Raw genomic sequence first — 18,847 nt, 5'->3', positions numbered from 1 at the left:
TTTTATTATTTTTCAGCTGGTTATTACGTTAAGTCAACTAATGGTAAAACCTAAAAAAATTCACTTATCTTTTTGCTATATTTAGTTACAATTCACAGTTCTTAATCTTTTTTGGCACACACTCTACCGAGCCACACAGTGAACATAGACGTCGTATACCTTCTCGAGCAAAACCCTATCCTTCTAATCTTCGTCGTATTAGCCATTGGCCTTGCCATCGGAAAAATTCGATTTGGCAAATTACAATTAGGCAACTCTATTGGCGTTCTTATTACCTCTTTGGTAATGGGCCACCTTGGTTTCTCATTTAATGCAGAAGCTTTAACCATTGGCTTTATGCTGTTTATCTACTGCGTTGGCATTGAAGCTGGACCAAACTTTTTTGGTATATTCTTCAGAGATGGTAAGCATTATTTTATTTTAAGCATGACTGTTCTCGTGTCTGCGGTCAGCTTAACGTATGGCTTGAGTCACTATTTCGGCCTCGATTTTGGCTTATCCGCCGGTATGATGGCAGGCGCATTGACCGCAACGCCAGTACTGGTTGGTGCACAAGATGCTCTTAACTCTGGCCTTGCGACTATACCGCGGAATATGGAATTTTCTCTGGTATTAGAAAATCTATCCGTAGGCTACGCGATGGCTTATCTGGTCGGCTTAATTAGCATGATCATGTTTGCTAAATTGTTGCCAAAACTGCAAAAACAAAACCTTTCTGATTCCGCGCAGCAAATCGCACAAGAGCGTGGCCTTGGAAATTCAAGCCAGAGAAAAGTGTATTTACCCATTATTCGAGCTTACCGAGTGGGCCCAGAGCTAATTGACTGGACTGATGGTAAAAACTTGCGAGAACTGGGTATTTATCGTCAAACTGGCTGTTACATTGAACGAATCCGTCGCAATGGTATTCTCGCCCACCCAGATGGTGATGCTATCTTGCAAGAGGGAGATGAAATTGCACTGGTTGGCTTCCCTGACAGCCATGCTCGCTTAGACCCTAGCTTCCGTAATGGTAAAGAAGTATTCGACCGTAACTTGCTTGATTTGCGCATCGTTGAAGAAGAAATCGTCGTAAAAAGTGACGCTATCGCTGGTAAGCGTTTATCGGATTTGAATTTGTCTGAGTTTGGCTGTTTCTTAAACCGCGTAGTTCGCGCTCAGATTGAAATGCCTATGGACTTAGACATTGTGCTCGCTAAAGGGGACGTCCTTCAAGTGAGCGGCGAGAAAAGCCGAGTACATGGACTGGCGGAAAAAATCGGTTTCATCTCGATCCACAGTCAAATGGCCGATTTGCTCGCTTTTTGTAGCTTCTTTATTTTGGGTATTCTGTTTGGCCTCATCACAATGACGTTCGGTCAGGTGTCTTTCAGTTTGGGTAATGCGGTGGGTCTTCTGTTGTCCGGTATTACGCTTGGTTTCTTACGAGCAAATCACCCTACTTTCGGTTATGTCCCACAAGGGGCGCTGAATATGGTCAAAGATCTAGGGTTAATGTTCTTTATGGTGGGAATTGGTCTAAGTGCAGGTGGAAAGATGTTCGAGCACCTAACGCAAGTAGGACCAAAAGTCATTGGTTTGGCATTTATTGTCAGTGTTGTGCCTGTGGTTCTGGCTTACTTAGTTGGCGCACACGTACTCAAGATGAACCGTGCCCTGCTCTTCGGTGCCATTATTGGCGCCCGTACTTGCGCTCCAGCTATGGATGTCGTTAACGACTACGCTAAGTCCACCATCCCAGCCCTTGGTTATGCGGGTACCTATGCGATTGCGAATATTTTAATGACGCTAGCTGGTACGATTCTGATAATACTAAGTTAATACTCACTTTGACTATGAAATACAAAAAGGCGCTCAATGAGCGCCTTTTGTTTATTGGTTATCTAGTCTGTGATTCGATTAGATTTGAATGAAGTCTGCTTCAACTGCTGGATTCACATCCGCTTCGTAATCTACGCCTTCAACGCCGAAACCAAATAGTTTCAAGAACTCTTCTTTGTACTCAACGTAGTCAGTCAGCTCTTTTAGGTTCTCAGTCGTAATTTGAGGCCATAGCTCACGACAGTGCTGCTGAATGTCGTCACGAAGTTCCCAGTCATCCAGACGTAGGCGGTTCATCTCATCAACTTCTGCCGCGCTACCGTCTTCTTTGTATAGACGTTGGCTGAACATACGGTAGATTTGTTCCATACAGCCTTCGTGTACACCTTCTTCGCGCATTTTCTTGAATACCATTGCGATATACAGTGGCATAACAGGAATTGCAGAACTCGCCTGAGTTACAACAGATTTAAGTACCGCAACATTGGCACTGCCGCCTGTTGCTGCTAACTTGTCGTTTAGCGCTTTCGCTGCACGGTCTAGGTCCATTTTTGCTTTACCTAGTGCACCATCCCAATAAATTGGCCAAGTTAGCTCAGTACCAATGTAGCTGTACGCGACGGTCTTACAACCTTCAGCAAGAACACCAGCATCAGACAACGCATTGATCCAAAGTTCCCAATCTTCACCGCCCATTACAGTGACAGTGTCTTTGATTTCTTCTTCTGTTGCAGGCTCAACGCTAGCTTCGATGATCACATCTTTGTTGGTATCAACAGCCGTTGATGTGTAAGTTTCACCGATAGGTTTAAGAGATGAACGAACTAATTCACCAGTTTCTGGCATTTTACGTACTGGAGATGCCAGTGAGTAAACCACCATATCGATTTGACCTAAGTCTTCTTTGATCAGCTCGATAGTTTTCTGTTTCGCTTCATTTGAGAAAGCGTCGCCGTTTAAGCTTTTTGCGTACAGACCTTCTTCACGCGCTAGCTTTTCAAAAGCAGCGGCATTGTAAAAACCTGCTGTACCTGGTTTCTTCTCAGTACCTTCTTTTTCGAAGAAAACACCGATAGTTGATGCACCGCCACCAAATGCCGCAGCGATACGAGAAGATAGACCGTAGCCACTTGATGCACCAACAACAAGAACACGCTTAGGTGCGTTTTTGATTGGACCTTGCGCTTTGGTGTACGCAATTTGTTCTTTTACGTTAGCTTCACAACCAACAGGGTGCGTTGTAGTACAGATAAATCCACGAATTCTAGGTTTGATGATCATATTCAACTTCCTTTAAAAAACCTTGTTAGGATAAAAGTTTCGTTGGGATTTCGCATCTAATTTCTGTAAAAATGCTCTTAAAAGGCAAGTGGTTGGAGCACTATCCCATCATCCACTCCCCAAGAATACAAAAAAGCACCTCATTGAGGTGCTTTTCTTAACATTAGTTGTCTATTATGCCGCCGGATTCAACTGCGACTTTTTTGGGCTATGAGTTCGCACTTCAGAAAAGTCATGACTAAAGTGGTCAACTTGAATCGCCTTGTAGCGCAATTTATCTGCAGCCATGATTTGATCAATTTCTTGCTCAGTTAACACGCCTGCTTCAAATGCTTGCTGCAAACGGTCATGCAGCAGACCTTTACGAGCCACTTTACCATCCTTCGCAGCCTTCATAAGTTTACGCTCCAAAGGTTTAATGTCGTACATTGCAAGGAATGCATTCTCCATTAAGCCTACGCTGTCATTCTCTGATTTTCCGATGTAACAAAGATGCGTAAGTCGATCACGTTGCGCACCTGGCGTCATCATCGCTTCAGCCAAATTCACACACAGCTCATCACTTGGCTTATTGAAATGATTACCAAGCGGGAACAATAGCCCCTTAAGCACACCGCCAACGTATTTCACAGGGAAGTTGGTGTAAGCCTCATTTAATGACTTAGAAGCGTTATACAAACAGTGTTGAACAGCGTAATGAACGAAGTCTAGATCGCCTTGTTGACGGCCTTCATCTTCATACTTTTTCAAGGCAGCAGATGCCATATATAGATAGCTTAATCCATCACCCAAACGTGCGGAGATCATTTCTTTACGCTTCAAGTCTCCACCTAAGGTTAACATCGCAAAGTCTGCACTTACTGCAAGTGCACGACTGAGACGAGTAATGTCTTTGTAGTATTGCTGGGTTGGGCCACTCATGTGCGCGTTAACAAATCGAGAACCAGTTAGTGCTGCACCAAATGCACCGAATGTATTACCGAGAGCGTGCTTGATGTGTTTAAAGAGTAAGTTGTCAAATTCTTTCGCACCTTGTTCAGAATCTGGATTCGCCGCAGCTTCCATTTCTTTTAGAACATATGGGTGACATCGAGTCGCACCTTGACCAAAAATCATCAGGTTACGAGTCAGAATATTCGCGCCTTCAACAGTGATAGCAACCGGGATACCAAGGTAATGTTTAGCAAGATAGTTCATTGGACCATCTTGAATCGCACGACCCGCATGGATATCAAACGAATCATTTAGAATGGTACGCGCGATTTCCGTCATGTGGTACTTGGCAATCGCGGTTACAATCCCAGGTTTTTCTTTCATATCGAGAGAAGTCGTCGTTAGCGTACGCGTCGCTTCTAGTAGGTAAGTAAGACCACCAATGCGCCCCATTGCTTCTGCAACACCTTCAAACTTACCGATCGACATTCCAAACTGTTTACGCACGTAAGCATAAGCACCTGTTGTACGTGTAGTAAGGTGACCAATCGCTGTGCCAAGCGCTGGAAGAGAGATACCACGACCAGCAGAAAGACACTCAACCAGCATACGCCAACCTTTACCTGCGTAATCAGCGCCACCGATCAACCAGTCCATAGGGATGAAGACATCTTCACCACGAGTTGGGCCATTCATGAACGCAGACCCCAGAGGATCATGGCGCTCGCCTATCTCGACACCTTCATGGTCAGCGGGAATCAACGCACATGTAATGCCAACCTCTTTCTTGTCTCCAAGTAGCCCTTCAGGATCCTGCAGTTTAAATGCTAACCCGAGCACTGTCGCAACTGGCGCAAGCGTGATGTAGCGTTTATTCCAACTAACTCGCACGCCAAGCACTTCTTTGCCTTCATGGGTGCCGTAACAAACCACGCCTTGATCAGGTATGCCACCTGCATCAGAACCCGCTTCAGGGCCAGTTAGGGCGAAACAAGGGATGTCTGTACCATCAGCTAAACGAGGCAACCAGTAATCTTTTTGCTCTTGCGTACCATAGTGCGATAGCAGCTCACCAGGGCCAAGAGAGTTCGGTACCATTACCGATACCGCGGTACTGATACTTCGAGTCGCAATACGAGAAACAATGGTTGAGTTCGCCAAAGCGGAAAATTCACGACCACCATATGCTTTCGAGATGATCAAAGAGAAAAATCGCTCTTTACGTAGGTACTCCCATACTTCAGGCGGTAAATCCCTGTCTTCTTTGACAATCTTCTGGTCATCAAGCATTTCTAGCAGGGTTTCAAGCTCATTATCCATAAATGACTGCTCTTCTGCCGTCAGTGTAGGCGTTGGATAATGATGCAATGTTGTGAAGTTTGGCTTGCCTGAGAATAGTTCGGCATCCCACCATACACTACCCGCTTCCATCGCCTCTTTCTCGGTGCTAGACAGAGGTGGCAATACTTTTTTGAACACTTTAAAAGCCGGGTCACTAATCCATTTTCTTCGTAGAGAGCTCATAGTTCAGATCCTTTTGTTCACGTAACCGCTCGGGGTATAATCTTATTATTGGTTTAACTTTCTTATTTGTCTTATGCCAACTGCTTTGCTGACATTCCTGCTGACAAATATGGAATCAGTAAATCGACGACAGATTTCACATCGACTTCCTTTTCAAACTTACTTTCTGCCAGCTCCGAAAGAGCTTGGCTTGAAGCCATCGTAAATACACAGGTTCCTAACGTGAAGTGCAGTCGCCAAAACAACTGTTCTTCACATAGTTCCGGGTTCGCCTTCATTATCGAGAAAGTGAAAAGGTTCAGTACCTCTTCGTATCTGGTGGTAATGAACCAGCGCAGATGACCTTGAACGTCTGTATAACCGCGGCCAATTAACAACATAAATAGCGCAGTACCATTTGGGCGTACATCATTTAATGTACGTAAAGGTAATCGCAATGACTCAAAGACATCGTCCATGTTGTAGCTATCGCGCGTGTTTAGCTCAATTAATGAAGTCTTAATGCTCGGCATTAGTGCTTCTAAATACCTATCTAAAACCGCTCTAACCAGCGTTTTTTTATCGCCAAAGTGATAGTTTACCGATGCTAAGTTAACGTTAGCTTTACCTGTTATCGTTCTTAGCGAAGTATCATTAAAGCCATGTTCAGCAAAGAGTCCTTCTGCGACATCGAGTATTTTTTCTTTTGTTGATGTTCTCGGGGCCATTTTAATCACTCGTATTAAACAACTGTTTGAAAATATACTCCCGAAACTTAAGATTAACAAATGATTAACATCACACTTTAACCAATTGGTCTGACCAGACAGTAAAAGGTGTGATCTAATCTTTTGAAATTCAATCGAATACTCCAGTGAAGCTTGTCAGAAGAAAACGATCAAACTTCTCAGTCCATCGCAATTGAAATGCTAACAATAGCCTTGGCGGCTTGGAGTGAGCGACGAGAGTATGAAATACATCTTCGGTTCTAGGGGAGATAAAATGAGAAACACAGAAGTTAGTAACTTCGCCAAGTTGGTAATCCATCTCGATTTTTCTATTACTTTCGGGTGTGTAAGAAGCTAGAAAGCATTAAGTAGAAATTTTTTGAAAAAAAATGGAACTGTTTGGAAAAGGCTCGGTCTGAATATACGTAACAGTTAGGGCATTTGAAGTTTCACTGGCCGTCAAACTTGTTTCCATCTAATTGTTACGTTGCTGCTTTTTTCTTATTAACTCCTATGTTTGTATCCGCCCAGTCAAATTTTCGGCTGGGCTTTTTTTCGCCTATAGATTTGCCAAGCGCCTCTTTCGATGATTTGCCCCAACTCCATAAGCTAGACCTTAGTTGGTCACAAAAGTAACCATCCTGAAGTAGTTGATGTGCCGATCTGCAGACATAAAAAAGCCTCCCGAATGGGAGGCTTTACTAAACAGTGTGTATCTTACGCTTGCGCTTTCTTAGGCAAAGAAAAGTGCAGTAACGCGTAGCCAAGTAACGCGGCTGTCGTCGAGCCCATTAAGATACCGAGTCGAGCATAGGTATCAAACTCAGGGCTTACATTTCCAAACGCTAAAGAGGAAATGAATATAGACATTGTAAAACCGATACCACACAACACAGAGACCGCAAAGATATGCTTGAAGTTAATGCCTTCCGGTAACTTAGCTACACCCATTTTCACAGCTGCCCAACTAAAGGTGAAGATACCTAGAGGCTTACCAACCAGTAGCCCCAAAGCAATACCTAATGGCAGCATTGAAGTTAGGCCTGACATCGATACGCCTTCTAGCGAAATCCCCGCATTTGCAAATGCGAATAGAGGTAAGATACCAAATGCCACGTATGGATGAAGTGCGTGCTCCATGTGCTTAAGTGGAGAATGTTCGCCCTGTTTACCCTTAAGAGGAATAGCAAAGCCGATCACTACGCCTGCAAGTGTTGCGTGAACACCAGATTTAAGTACCGCAAACCATAAGATCGCGCCGACTATCATGTATGGCGTCAGTTTCGTTACTTCCTTCGCATTCAACATGAACAGGACACCAGTCATGATGAAGCCAACAAGCAGCGCCATGCTAGAAAGATCACCTGTGTAAAACAGTGCAATAATAACAACCACGCCTAAATCGTCGATGATAGCGAGAGCTAACAAAAACACTTTAAGGCTTACTGGTACGCGCTTACCTAGTAGCGCCATGATACCTAGAGCAAATGCAATATCCGTCGCAGCTGGGATGGCCCAGCCAGAAACCGCCTCTGGGTCGTTAGCATTAAACGCAACGTAAATAAGAGCAGGGGCTAACATACCACCAACCGCTGCAATCGCAGGGAAAATTGCGGTTTCTTTTGATTTTAGCGCTCCTTCAAGTAGCTCTCGCTTCACTTCAAGGCCAATAAGTAAGAAAAAAACAGCCATTAGGCCATCATTAATCCAGTGAGAAACTGACATACCGAATACATAAGTATGCAGTACAGATTGATAAGTTTCGCCCAGCGGTGAGTTAGCAATGGTCATCGCAATTGCCGCTGCAATTACAAGAAGAATACCACCTGCTGATTCCATTTTGAAAAAGTCACGAATGACATCGTTCATGGTTTCGTCCTTATATTTATTATCTTAATAAACGATTAACAAAGAGTGATAAGAGTGTATAGCTGTCGAAAACTTTAGAATAATCGCTTCTTCAGAGTATAAACTTCGGTTTTTTCGATGTTAAGTTTACTATACATCGCATTTTCCAACATGACACTCAATTTTGATCGGAGATCGTATTTGTACTTGTCGCACCAAATATTTATCAAGATGATGAGAAAATCAGCATAACACGGCTTGTACCATCATGATAACCCCGTACTTTTGAGAAAAAGCCAGGAAGCTTCGCGCACTAAAAAACCACCCGCAGGGGGTGGTTTTCTTCACAACTCAATAGCCTGTCAGCTGCATAAAGCCCCAAGCCTCATTGGAGCCGGAGGCTAAAGTAGGCCCTTCCCAGTAAGGTATTACAAAGGGTAGCCACATATCTGACTTGATAATGCGGGTAGTCAAATTAATTTGATGCTTCGGAATATTGATAATCCATTGCAAAGGTAACCTTCTTCCATTGGATAAACTGGTCACTTGCATTGGCTTGATACTGATATCATCGTCTGAGAGGTTGATGACTTTACCTGAGCGTGTCGACAACGTGCCAAACACGTGCGGTGTTTGCCCATGGTGACGATAACGGCTAACAGTTAATGCTCGACCATCATCTAAATTGAAAACAAACCAATCCCAGCCTTGTTGCCCCTCACCAATTAAGCCGCTGCCCCACTCTTTTTGCGCCCAAGCAGAACCCGTCACTAAGAATCGCTTACCATTTAAGCTTAAGCTGCCTTTTACTTTTAAAAATGGAGCACTGAAGCTGAAAGAAGCAACAGATTGCAACGCATGTTTAACTTGGAAACCTTTGTCTCCATTCACGACAAAGGGGCCGTTTGTCATGGTATTGAGCTCAAGTCCAAACGTATCAGTATTCACATTCAAGTTACCCGGGAAAGGCGTCGCACCGAGTGATCGCCAAGTCCAATTATCAATCCATAACCTGAAAGGACGATTGATCATACCAGCTTGGCCTATCCCTCCTCTAGCTACCCGTTGCTCTTTCCATACATGCGAGCCATGACTGACGACAACATGTGAAATGTACAATTGAGGGTTCTGCCAACCGCTGGTTTCTCGCTCGTCCGTCGCAACCCTGAAATAGCTCCATTGAACATTGTAGATCTTGCCTTGCTCATCTTTTAGCTTCGCAAAGTAGTGCCACCATTCATGCTGGTACTCGGGATGAAAGCGAAAGTCTGAGGGTAAAGAGACATGCTCATTAGGTAGTACAGGCTCGAAAATCGTTTGATTTTCACGCGTTAAGATAGAATCAAGTTCGCTTTCTCGTGTTGCTGTCGCCTCTAACCAAAAAGTTGAGTAAAAAGCAGCCCCAGTCAGAAAAGCGAACGTAACAACAATGAGCGTTGAAACCAACAAGCGTTTTTTAGAGCCCATTTTTTTCATTACAACGCGTCCCTTAATGACTTCATCGGTGTACTTTTGATCATTCTAATAACTGGCAATGCGCCAGCAACCATGATGGCAAGCATCGCCCAAGCAATGGTTTGAGCATACTCCCATGGAATCGTTTGAAGCTCTAGAGACCAGCCAAATGATTGCTTAATGATAATATCAACGATCAAATGTGCGAGCGCCAAGCCGAGCGGCACTGCAATAATCGCAGAAATGGCTCCGAAGACGAATAGCTGCAAACCACCTAATACGACAAGTTCTTTTCCGGACACACCCATGCACCTTAATAAGGAAAAATGCCGCTGCCGTGAAAGTTCTCCTGCCAACGTCGCAAAGAATAAACCAAACACTGCAATAATCAGCGTGATATTGCCCAAGGTTCCTGCTATCGCAAAGGTATGATCAAACACTCTCATTGCTTGGCTATAAATATTACCGTTATCAAACACACGATCTTGCGGGAGACGGAATACATTCTCTAAGCGATTTTTCAGCCCTTCTCCATTGACGTTATCTTTTAATACTACGCCAAGACCAACATTACCCGTACCTGCAAATGCATACAGCCAATTCCGGTGCGACATCATCACCTGGTTATATGGGTTTCCATAATCGTAGTAAACGCCTACGACTTGCCAGTCACCACCAAGCGGTTCTTGCAAGTTAATGAAATCGCCAGGGCGGATATCCAGCTTCAAGGCCATCGACTCACTGACCATTAAGCTCTTGGTAGCGTGCAGTTGATACCAGTAATTTGGGACACCTAACTTGACGGTAAGTGAGTCTAACTCACCTTCAGAAGAGCCCGTACTCACAACTTGCAGAGCACCATGCTCGGTCGGCATATCTTTTTCCCAGCGCCACCAAACCGAGTTCACCTCTGGCTGATTCTGGAGCCATGCGCTCATCCTAGCGGCTGAATTGTTGGTCGGATAGATGTACACATCAGCGGCTAATCGCTGATTTAGCCACTTATCGGTTGTATCTCGAAAGCTTCCGACCATTGTTTCTACACCAATGTTTGCCGCCAGCGCTAACATAAACGCCATCGTAGCCACACCGCGATAGCTCATGCTGGCTGCTGCATCAGCAAAAAACCAACGGACACGAACCCATCGCATGGTATAAGAAAAACTTTGGAACATATGCCACATAATAAATGGCATAAACAACGCCACACTAACCAACATCAGAGCAATAATAGCAAAGCCGGTTTCTTGTGTTTTCGGCGCCTGATACACCGCTATTGCAGCGACACAAAACGCACATGCCGCAAGCGCCTGCCAAGAGAACTCTCTTCCAGCAAATCGCATTAGCGACAGTCGAGAAGAAAGGCGGATTGGTTGTGACTTCAACAAACGGATTAATGGCCACAGACACGATATCAACGCACCCATCGCTGCCATGATTAGACTATATAAGCTAGATTGCCATGACCATCCTATGGTTAAGCCTACGTTGGCATCATACAAATCACTCAGGCTCGAAGACACTGCTGGGATAAGTTCATTTGCTAAGATCAAGCCAAAAAAGTTACCACACGCCCACGCAATAAAGACGAGCAAAGACAACTCTAGTAATAAAGCTTGCGCTAACTGTGTTCCGTTAACACCAGTCTGTCTCAAAATACCTACCAAACGTTGTCGCTGGATGAAAGACAGAGACATCGCTTGATAAAAAATAAACAACCCGACCAAAAACGACAGCATTCCCATCGCGGTGAGATTCATATGGAATGCGTTAGTTAGCGACTCAAGCTCTGTACGCGTATTCCTAACGAGCGTCATTCCGTTTGGCAGCATGTTTTTCAGTGCTATCAGCTTTTCCTCTGGCATTTCACCACAAGAAATCGCAGACAAACCTGAGCTCCGCTTGAGCATACGCAACAACGATATATCAGTAACCAGCCGAGTACCCGAAAGCATCTTGTCCTTATCTACTTGAATAGGCCCAAGACGGCTTCCGTCATTCATCTCAATGAAGTCCCCATCCTGCCAACTCATGTAAGCGGCCAAATCTTGACTAACAAGAATAGGATAAGGAGGCTTCATTAGTGATAAAACAGGCATCTCACCTAGCGATTTTCCTTGTTGTAGTGGGATCATCGCGACAGGATCTATCCCCACCAACATCAGGCTCATATCGGTCTTGGCATCTAGATGAAGCACGTCAAACGGTGCACATTGGTTAAACCCAGCTCGACGTAACTGAATATAGAAACCTTGAGGAATTTTATTGGCAGAGTGCTTCGTTCGGATTCGGTATGGCAAAGGATTAGAGAAAAGTTTTTCCCCAGTTGCATAACTTTGTTTTGCATGCTGGTTGATAGAAGTAACACCAACAAGGAGGGACACGCCTAAAGTTAATCCCAGCCAGACAAGAATAATTTGTAGAGGGTAACGACGGTAATGACCGAGTAGTGCCTTAACTACGGGCCATAACATGTAGCTGCCCTCCTTGAAGTCGAATCTTTCCTTCCATATGGGCGGCCACTTTTTCACTGTGCGTCACTAACAGCAAAGTACACTCCAATTGGCGAGCGAGACTCGTTAATAAGCGCATTACTGCTTCTGCGTTTCGCTCGTCTAGGCTACCAGTTGGCTCATCAGCAAGCAGGATTTTAGGTTCCATATAAAGGGCGCGAGCAATCGCCGCACGTTGTTGCTGACCACCAGACGCCTCTTCCGGATAACGTCCTAGCAATGGCATTAAGTCCAAAGCAGAAAGAATTTGACGCCACAACTCTTTATCTTCCGGCAGACCTTTTAACTGACGACAAAAACGAATATTGTCGGCAATATTAAGTGTAGGAAGCAGGTTGAATTGTTGGAAGATATTACCAATATTGTTGCGGCGATAAAGGGTTCTTAAATGCTCCGGTGCTTCATGCATAGCAAAATTTGGAAACTGCACTTCACCAGAGTCAGCAGTATCTAATCCGGCGATTAAATTCAGCAGAGTACTTTTACCCGAACCACTTTCTCCCATCAGAGCAACTTGGTCGCCTTGCTGCAATGTTAATTCTGCCCCTTGTAATACAGGGTGAAACTCTCCCCCGTCTACATAGCCTTTACATAGGTCTGACAGTTTTAACATTGATTATGCCGCTCGGATGGTGTTTAAAAATTGGGATCAGAATCTACACTAAAATCCTGTTAGTAGAAAGTATTTTGAATGCTTGATCACACTATGGAAGTACAAATGCAACTCGATTCACTTTCTGTTTCTAATTTTGTTGACGTTTTGAGCAGATTTTTGCAGCCAAAATAAACTCTGTTCCTCCTTACTGGCCAATCAGGTTTTTCATCCATTTTCGGCTAACCATTCTTGGCAAGCAAATCGCCCACTTCACAACTTCTTCCGTCAAAAAGAGTAAGTAAACCCATTGTGGATCCCAATTGAGATAAATCGCTGCAAATGCTGCGAGTGGAATCCCGATCACCCACTGCGCCAAGATGTCTTGATACAAACAAAACTTAACATCACCGCCCGCGCGTAATACACCAACAATCGCCATCATCGGCACCGAGCGTAGCACGACACCCAACGCAAGAATCACCATAAACTGTTCAGCTAGCTCGCGAGTGTCTGTTGTCAGTGCACTAAACGCATTAAGGATCCATTGATTTGACACTATCAACAAGACGGCGACCACAAATGCGATAAGCACATTCAAAATGACCGTAGCCCATGCTTGATAATAAACGGGTTCAAAATTACGAGCGCCGAGCTGGTTCCCGACTAGAACTGCAGCCGCATTCGATAAACCAATCATCATCGCCAATGCGATCGACTCAACAGGTGTCATTACGGAAAGTGCCGCCAAACCTTGTACACCTGCTTGCCCCATGATGGCGTGATAAGCAAACAGCCCACCAGCCCACGCCAAGAAGTTAAATGTGGTTGGCAAAGAGAGGCTCAAGAAACGCGTAATTTTATCTAAGACCAATCCTGCGCGTATATCATCCCAACCAAATGCGATTATGTGTTTTTTCAACCATAGATAACCAAACAAGCAACCTACTTCGATCGCGCCACTGATTACCGTTGCGATCGCTGCTCCCGTAATACCCAGAGCAGGAAAGCCTAATTGACCAAAAATTAAAACCCAGTTAAGAAACACATTAGATAAAATGCCTATACCACTAAAAAAAGTGCTTAGGCCTGGTTGGTGCATCGCCCTTAGGCCCACCGACATACTGGCCACACATGCAACAGCAAACATGCTAACCGACGAAATAATGAGATAGCTGGCCCCTAGCTCAATCACTTCTTGTGAATCGGTAGTCAAACTCATGATGGGCTGTGGAAAAACAACAAACAAAGCAACAGCAATCGCAGCAAACATCATTGCGATCATCCATGTTAAAGCGGTACTGCGACGCACCCCAACTTTATCGCCAGCCCCCCAATATTGAGCGGTTAACAACGCACCGCCCGTTGTCACCCCAACTAACATGATGGTGGTGACGAAAGTCGCGCGCGCAGCAACTCCAACAGCGGCAATTTCAGCTTCACCAAGTTGACCAAGCATAAGAACATCGACGAGGCTTCTGCTAGAAAACATCATGCTTTGCAGTGTAATTGGTAACGCGATTGCAAATAAACGACGTAAGAATGCTTTATCTGCGTGTATTGAGAGTTGAGAAAGAAAAGTCACAAGCGCTCCAACGACAACTTATTGATAGAATGGGGAAAGTGTCTCATGATTATACTCTGTGGTGTTTATTCCACCAACGATAAAAGGACAGATAATGAAAAAGGTGTTGGTGCTAGGCGCCTCGGGTTACATTGGCTCTCAACTTCTTCCGTTACTTTTAGATAAAGGTTACGCCGTCACAGCAGCGGCGCGACATATTGATTATTTAGAGTCAAGAACTCAGCCTCACCCTAATTTAACGTTAAGGTATCTCGACTTGGCTGACGCAGAGACCACGAAGGCTGTAGTGAACGATTTTGATTTAGTCTTTTTTCTCGTGCACGGGATGGCTCAAGGTGATGACTTTGTTGAGTACGAACTAAACCTTGCTTTGAACTTCAAATATGCGTTGGAACAAAGCTCCGTCGAGCATGTTGTATATTTGAGTGCCATTCAACCTCAAACCGGAAACTCTCGCCATTTAGCCGCTCGTAAAGCCACGGGAAAAATAATTCGACAGTCTGGTGTTCCAGTAACTGAATTGCGTGCTGGCGTTATCATCGGTCCCGGCTCTGCCGCTTTCGAAATCATGCGTGACTTTGTCTACAACTTACCTATTTTGATCGCGCCTAAATGGGTCGACTCAAAAGCGAACCCTATCGCCTTGCCCAATCTCAACCACTATTTGTTGAAGTTAGCAGAAGCTCCCTATCCAGAAGAAAGTGAAATTTATGAAGTTGGAGGGCCAGATACACTTAGCTACCGCGAGCAGTTCAAAGTCATTTGCCGAATCACGAACAAGCCGTATCGGCTGTGGTCGACCCCGCTACTTACTCCGAAAATGGCATCGTACTGGCTAGGTTTAGTTACCTCAGTGCCAACTAGTATCGGTAAAGCATTACTTGCGGGCTTAGAGCACAACTACATTGCAGACTCCAAAGCGATTGAAGAACGATTTCCTCAAACGCTGATCAGCTACGAGCAAGCGGTAACTGATACCATTCAAGATGAAGGCACATTTGTACGCAGTAATGTCTGGGGGTTTGAACCCGCAGCGCTTCGTCGATGGCAACCAGGATATGGCTATTACCCAAAACAAGCTGGAGCGAGCATTAAAACTCATGCCTCCGCTGCGGCATTATGGAAAGTGGCGCAAAAGATCGGGAGTCGCGAAAAAGGCTATTACTTTGCCAACATCTTGTGGCGTACACGTGAATGGCTCGATATCTTTTTTGGTGGCGGAAAACCGATTCGCGTTTCTCCTCCTGGACCAGAGCTTAAAGTCGGTGATTTTATTGACTCTTGGAAAGTGATTCGCTGCGATAATAATCAGTTTCTTTCACTGTTTTTTGGTATGAAAGGCCCAGGCCTTGGGCGTTTAGAAATTACCATCAAAGATCTCGGTGACGAACGAGAGCTGGATATTACCGCCTGGTGGCACCCGCAAGGGTTTCTTGGGCTGCTTTATTGGTTTGCAATGATGCCAGCCCATCTTTTCATATTTAAAGGCATGGTCAAAGCCATCGCGAAAGAAGCAAACCGTTTAGAAAACAAAAAGCCCCAATAACAGGGGCTTCTAAACACTCAAAATGTCACTTTAGTCAGCTTTGAACGAGAGTGGAATTTCGGCTAACTGGTTGCCTTCGTTTGCTGGAAAAATAAGGTACTCGCCATGGTATTTCACCATCGATTTGTAGTCTGTTACCTTATGTACCATAAAGCCCGCTTGCGCTGCTTTCTCAACAAACTCAGCATGATTGCCACGTACAAACCAACTCATTGGCTTTACGAGCAACTCGCCATCAAAACAGCTTTCGCATTGGTCTGCACATAACGCTAAAGAGTTTTGACCTTCAGTGAAGATTTGTACTTTGCCGCACCCAATCAGTTGCTCAGACGTCGAGACTTCCCAGCCTGCTTGCTCCATCAAATCAAGAAAAGACTCAATATCTGAATCTTTGAACACTTTGGAGTCTTCACCTTCAGGGAAGAATTGCGCATAAAAAGCAGAAATACGCTTGAAGATAAACAACAAACCAGCATCGTTCCCCTTTGAGCGACCTGCTTTTTGCCAACGCGTTAAGTCATCGCCTACCGTACGTCCGAAACGTTGTGATTTTAGCGCCTTTGTTACCCAACGCACTAAATAATGGTTATTCGCAACAGGGGCATTGGCTAACTTACCTGAGCGATGCTCTTGATCTAACTCTTCAAGTGCTGAGTTAACCAAGTTTTGAATTTCTTTGGTGTAATTCGACATTACGCCTTTCTTCCTAAAGTCCAATAAAACAGTGCTGAAAGCACAGAACAAGCAAACATTACGATGATCATCGGCCAAGCAACATTCCCGGGCAGTGATGCCACCAGCGCACCAACCAATGAACCGATACCGAATCTTAATGTCCCCGCTAGAGACGACGCCGTACCCGCCATTGATGGGTAACCACTTAAAAGCAGCGCCATCGCGTTACTACCTATCGTCGACAATGTACCGATAAACAGCACAACAAAAGGTACAATGCCCCATAATCCGAAGTCCATTAACCAACTTACGAATAAACCAATCCCCGCCAAAAGTTGCACGAACAACCCAAAACGAAGCATGGCATGGGAACCAACTTTCTTCACCAAGCGACCATTAATACTGGTCATGATGATCATCGCCACAATGTTCAAACCAAATAGGTAACCAAAGTGGTCTGGTCGAACACCATATAAATCAATATAAACAAACGAACCCGCCGTCAAAAATGCAAACATTCCGGAAAATGAAAACGCACCTGAGAGCATCAAACCGATCGCTTCAGGATTGGAGCATAATCTGGCGTAGTTTCTCAGCGTCGTGCGGAAACGAAGAGGCTGACGATTTTCAGGCTGTAACGTTTCAGGGATTTTCCAAAGTACGAGAAAAATCACAACTACAGCGAAAATAGCTAGTACCCAAAAAATGGAACGCCAACCAAACCAAATCGCGAGATGGCCACCGATCATCGGTGCCACCAACGGCGCAATAGTAATGACCAGAGTAACGAAGGACATTGCGCGTGCAAAGTCTTCACGGTCAAACATGTCACGCACGACGGCTTGGATAATGACCGCCGCTGCCGCGCCAGCAAAACCTTGTGCCGTACGTACATAGGTCAGCGCATCAATGCCATTTGTTGTCGCACTCACAACGGCAGCCAAGCCGAAGAAAAGTACGCCTAAAATCAACACAGGTCTGCGACCAAAGCTATCGGCGAGCGGCCCGTGAATTAACTGGCCGATCGCAAAACCCGCGGTATAAGCCGTCAACGTAATCTGAACCGCGCCAGGCGCGACCCCCAAATCTTTCGCAATTGTCGGCATCGCAGGCAAATACATATCGATCGCCAAAGGCGTCAAAGCACCAATCGCTCCTAGTACCAGAAACAATAGAAAACTGATTTGGGATTGCGGAGCACTTTGAGCTTTTTCTGTCATTCTTTTACCTCTTGTTGGAGCCCTACCGTCAATACTTGCAGAACAAAGTGAAAATAACGGACAGTTCTCATATCGCTGAATGTAGAAGCCAAAAACCTGTTCTATCCAACGTTCGAGAATCATAAGGGCAAATATGTACCAAGGTGTGACCTTGACGAACTCGACATAGAAAAGCATGTGAAAGCGAAATGTGTTTATGGGAAACAAACACAATGCAGTAAAAATGATGGCGTTGACACCATCATTCCATTCACCGTAGCCGAAGGCTTTGCAATAAGAGTATGCATGCCTCAGCTAAATGCAAAGGCGTATCACTGAGATGAGTAAGCACACCGGAATTGTCTAGGCACTAATTTTGGTAGGAAAATTTATTTTGAGCCAATTCCTACCAAAAGACTAGTTCCTATTAGGAACTAAAGAATTTCCCATGCCGACAATTAATTCCAAATAGAATCAATTTCTTCTTGCGTGAGGTAGCGATAATCACCTGGTTCTAGTGCCTCATCAAGTTCGATAGAACCAATACGCTCACGATGTAAGTACTCAACTTTATTTCCTAACGCCGCGAACATACGTTTCACTTGGTGATACTTACCTTCCACGATAGTTAACAATACTTCATTCTCGGCCTCGTTCACGATTTCCAAACGAGCAGGCAATGTTGCTTCTGATTCATTGCGCAAAATGATGCCTTGTTCGAGCTTTTCCGCATAATCAGGCTGAATAGCATCGACGAGCCAAACACGGTACGTTTTCTCACACTTATGCTTAGGTGAGGTAATACGGTGAGACCACTTACCATCATCCGTAATCAACACTAAACCAGTTGTGTCGACATCTAATCGGCCCGCAAAGTGAAGGTTTTCAATTTTAGGCTCATCAAGCAATGCGAATGCAGTTTGGTTGTAGCCATCTTCATGTGAACAAACAAAGTCAGCAGGCTTATACAACATAATGTAACGAGGACCAGGAGCACCAATAACACGGTCTTCCCACATCACTTCCGCACCTTTAGGTACTTTAAATGCACCACTTTTTTGAACCTCACCGTCAACAGTGATGTCTCCACTTTTGATGATCTTTGTTGCCTGTTTGCGTGTTGCACCCAGAGCGTCACACAAATATTTATCTAAACGCATGAATACCT

13 protein-coding genes are annotated in these 18,847 nt (G+C 44.7%); 2 read left to right on the top strand and 11 right to left on the bottom strand.

Annotated features, from left to right (window positions below):
* Nucleotides 1-138 precede the first annotated feature (138 nt).
* On the top strand, nt 139-1,821 hold the full coding sequence (locus tag R7Q39_RS03830) for an aspartate:alanine antiporter (protein ID WP_005378028.1): 1,683 nt from the start codon (nt 139-141) through the stop codon (nt 1,819-1,821).
* A 78-nt stretch (nt 1,822-1,899) separates the two neighbouring features.
* Here the strand turns inward: R7Q39_RS03830 and fabV are convergent, their stop codons facing one another.
* From fabV to R7Q39_RS03790, 8 genes are all read right to left on the bottom strand, one after another.
* Complete coding sequence (fabV, locus tag R7Q39_RS03825; protein WP_005388648.1) at nt 1,900-3,102, bottom strand: enoyl-ACP reductase FabV; 1,203 nt, start codon at nt 3,100-3,102, stop codon at nt 1,900-1,902.
* Nucleotides 3,103-3,276: 174 nt separating this feature from the next.
* Nucleotides 3,277-5,559, bottom strand: a complete 2,283-nt coding sequence (locus tag R7Q39_RS03820; protein WP_005378031.1) for an acyl-CoA dehydrogenase — start codon at nt 5,557-5,559, stop codon at nt 3,277-3,279.
* A gap of 71 nt (nt 5,560-5,630) precedes the next feature.
* The gene (locus tag R7Q39_RS03815; RefSeq protein ID WP_005378033.1) at nt 5,631-6,266 is read right to left on the bottom strand and encodes a TetR/AcrR family transcriptional regulator; all 636 of its coding nucleotides are present in this window, start codon (nt 6,264-6,266) and stop codon (nt 5,631-5,633) included.
* A gap of 717 nt (nt 6,267-6,983) precedes the next feature.
* Nucleotides 6,984-8,135, bottom strand: a complete 1,152-nt coding sequence (nhaA, locus tag R7Q39_RS03810; RefSeq protein ID WP_005378034.1) for a Na+/H+ antiporter NhaA — start codon at nt 8,133-8,135, stop codon at nt 6,984-6,986.
* A 330-nt stretch (nt 8,136-8,465) separates the two neighbouring features.
* Complete coding sequence (locus R7Q39_RS03805; protein WP_025766852.1) at nt 8,466-9,590, bottom strand: lipocalin-like domain-containing protein; 1,125 nt, start codon at nt 9,588-9,590, stop codon at nt 8,466-8,468.
* Nucleotides 9,590-12,043, bottom strand: coding sequence for an ABC transporter permease (locus tag R7Q39_RS03800; protein WP_005378038.1), 2,454 nt, complete (start codon nt 12,041-12,043; stop codon nt 9,590-9,592). The genes R7Q39_RS03805 and R7Q39_RS03800 overlap by 1 nt, the downstream gene beginning before the upstream one ends.
* On the bottom strand, nt 12,024-12,695 hold the full coding sequence (locus R7Q39_RS03795; protein WP_005378040.1) for an ABC transporter ATP-binding protein: 672 nt from the start codon (nt 12,693-12,695) through the stop codon (nt 12,024-12,026). Before R7Q39_RS03795 ends, R7Q39_RS03800 begins: the two co-directional genes overlap by 20 nt.
* Before the next feature lie 187 nt (nt 12,696-12,882).
* On the bottom strand, nt 12,883-14,259 hold the full coding sequence (locus R7Q39_RS03790) for an MATE family efflux transporter (RefSeq protein ID WP_005378048.1): 1,377 nt from the start codon (nt 14,257-14,259) through the stop codon (nt 12,883-12,885).
* Between the two features lie 94 nt (nt 14,260-14,353).
* Between R7Q39_RS03790 and R7Q39_RS03785 the strand changes: the two genes are divergently transcribed.
* Nucleotides 14,354-15,805 carry a DUF2867 domain-containing protein gene (locus R7Q39_RS03785; protein ID WP_025766853.1) on the top strand — a complete coding sequence of 484 codons (1,452 nt, stop codon included), beginning with the start codon at nt 14,354-14,356 and terminating at the stop codon, nt 15,803-15,805.
* 30 nt (nt 15,806-15,835) lie between these two features.
* Here R7Q39_RS03785 and R7Q39_RS03780 read toward each other — a convergent pair whose 3' ends face one another.
* The 3 genes from R7Q39_RS03780 to rsuA form a co-directional block, all read right to left on the bottom strand.
* Entirely contained in the window at nt 15,836-16,498 is a 663-nt protein-coding gene (locus R7Q39_RS03780) for a DUF2913 family protein (RefSeq protein WP_005378053.1), read from the bottom strand.
* Complete coding sequence (locus R7Q39_RS03775; protein ID WP_017820848.1) at nt 16,498-17,700, bottom strand: Bcr/CflA family multidrug efflux MFS transporter; 1,203 nt, start codon at nt 17,698-17,700, stop codon at nt 16,498-16,500. Before R7Q39_RS03775 ends, R7Q39_RS03780 begins: the two co-directional genes overlap by 1 nt.
* A 437-nt stretch (nt 17,701-18,137) precedes the next feature.
* The gene (gene rsuA / locus R7Q39_RS03770) at nt 18,138-18,839 is read right to left on the bottom strand and encodes a 16S rRNA pseudouridine(516) synthase RsuA (RefSeq protein WP_005388670.1); all 702 of its coding nucleotides are present in this window, start codon (nt 18,837-18,839) and stop codon (nt 18,138-18,140) included.
* Nucleotides 18,840-18,847: the final 8 nt, after the last annotated feature.

The sequence above is a fragment of the Vibrio sp. 947 genome, assembly GCF_033339115.1.
Lineage (GTDB): Bacteria > Pseudomonadota > Gammaproteobacteria > Enterobacterales > Vibrionaceae > Vibrio > Vibrio alginolyticus.
This window is presented reverse-complemented; position numbering and strand designations above follow the sequence as displayed.

What these genes read in the sequence shown, in the direction of transcription:
- R7Q39_RS03805 (WP_025766852.1), bottom strand. Translation starts at nt 9,590, where the DNA reads ATGAAAAAAATGGGCTCTAAAAAACGCTTGTTGGTTTCAACGCTCATT.
- rsuA (WP_005388670.1), bottom strand. Translation starts at nt 18,839, where the DNA reads ATGCGTTTAGATAAATATTTGTGTGACGCTCTGGGTGCAACACGCAAA.
- fabV (WP_005388648.1), bottom strand. Translation starts at nt 3,102, where the DNA reads ATGATCATCAAACCTAGAATTCGTGGATTTATCTGTACTACAACGCAC.
- R7Q39_RS03815 (WP_005378033.1), bottom strand. Translation starts at nt 6,266, where the DNA reads ATGGCCCCGAGAACATCAACAAAAGAAAAAATACTCGATGTCGCAGAA.
- R7Q39_RS03800 (WP_005378038.1), bottom strand. Translation starts at nt 12,043, where the DNA reads ATGTTATGGCCCGTAGTTAAGGCACTACTCGGTCATTACCGTCGTTAC.
- R7Q39_RS03795 (WP_005378040.1), bottom strand. Translation starts at nt 12,695, where the DNA reads ATGTTAAAACTGTCAGACCTATGTAAAGGCTATGTAGACGGGGGAGAG.
- R7Q39_RS03820 (WP_005378031.1), bottom strand. Translation starts at nt 5,559, where the DNA reads ATGAGCTCTCTACGAAGAAAATGGATTAGTGACCCGGCTTTTAAAGTG.
- R7Q39_RS03775 (WP_017820848.1), bottom strand. Translation starts at nt 17,700, where the DNA reads ATGACAGAAAAAGCTCAAAGTGCTCCGCAATCCCAAATCAGTTTTCTA.
- R7Q39_RS03785 (WP_025766853.1), top strand. Translation starts at nt 14,354, where the DNA reads ATGAAAAAGGTGTTGGTGCTAGGCGCCTCGGGTTACATTGGCTCTCAA.
- R7Q39_RS03780 (WP_005378053.1), bottom strand. Translation starts at nt 16,498, where the DNA reads ATGTCGAATTACACCAAAGAAATTCAAAACTTGGTTAACTCAGCACTT.
- nhaA (WP_005378034.1), bottom strand. Translation starts at nt 8,135, where the DNA reads ATGAACGATGTCATTCGTGACTTTTTCAAAATGGAATCAGCAGGTGGT.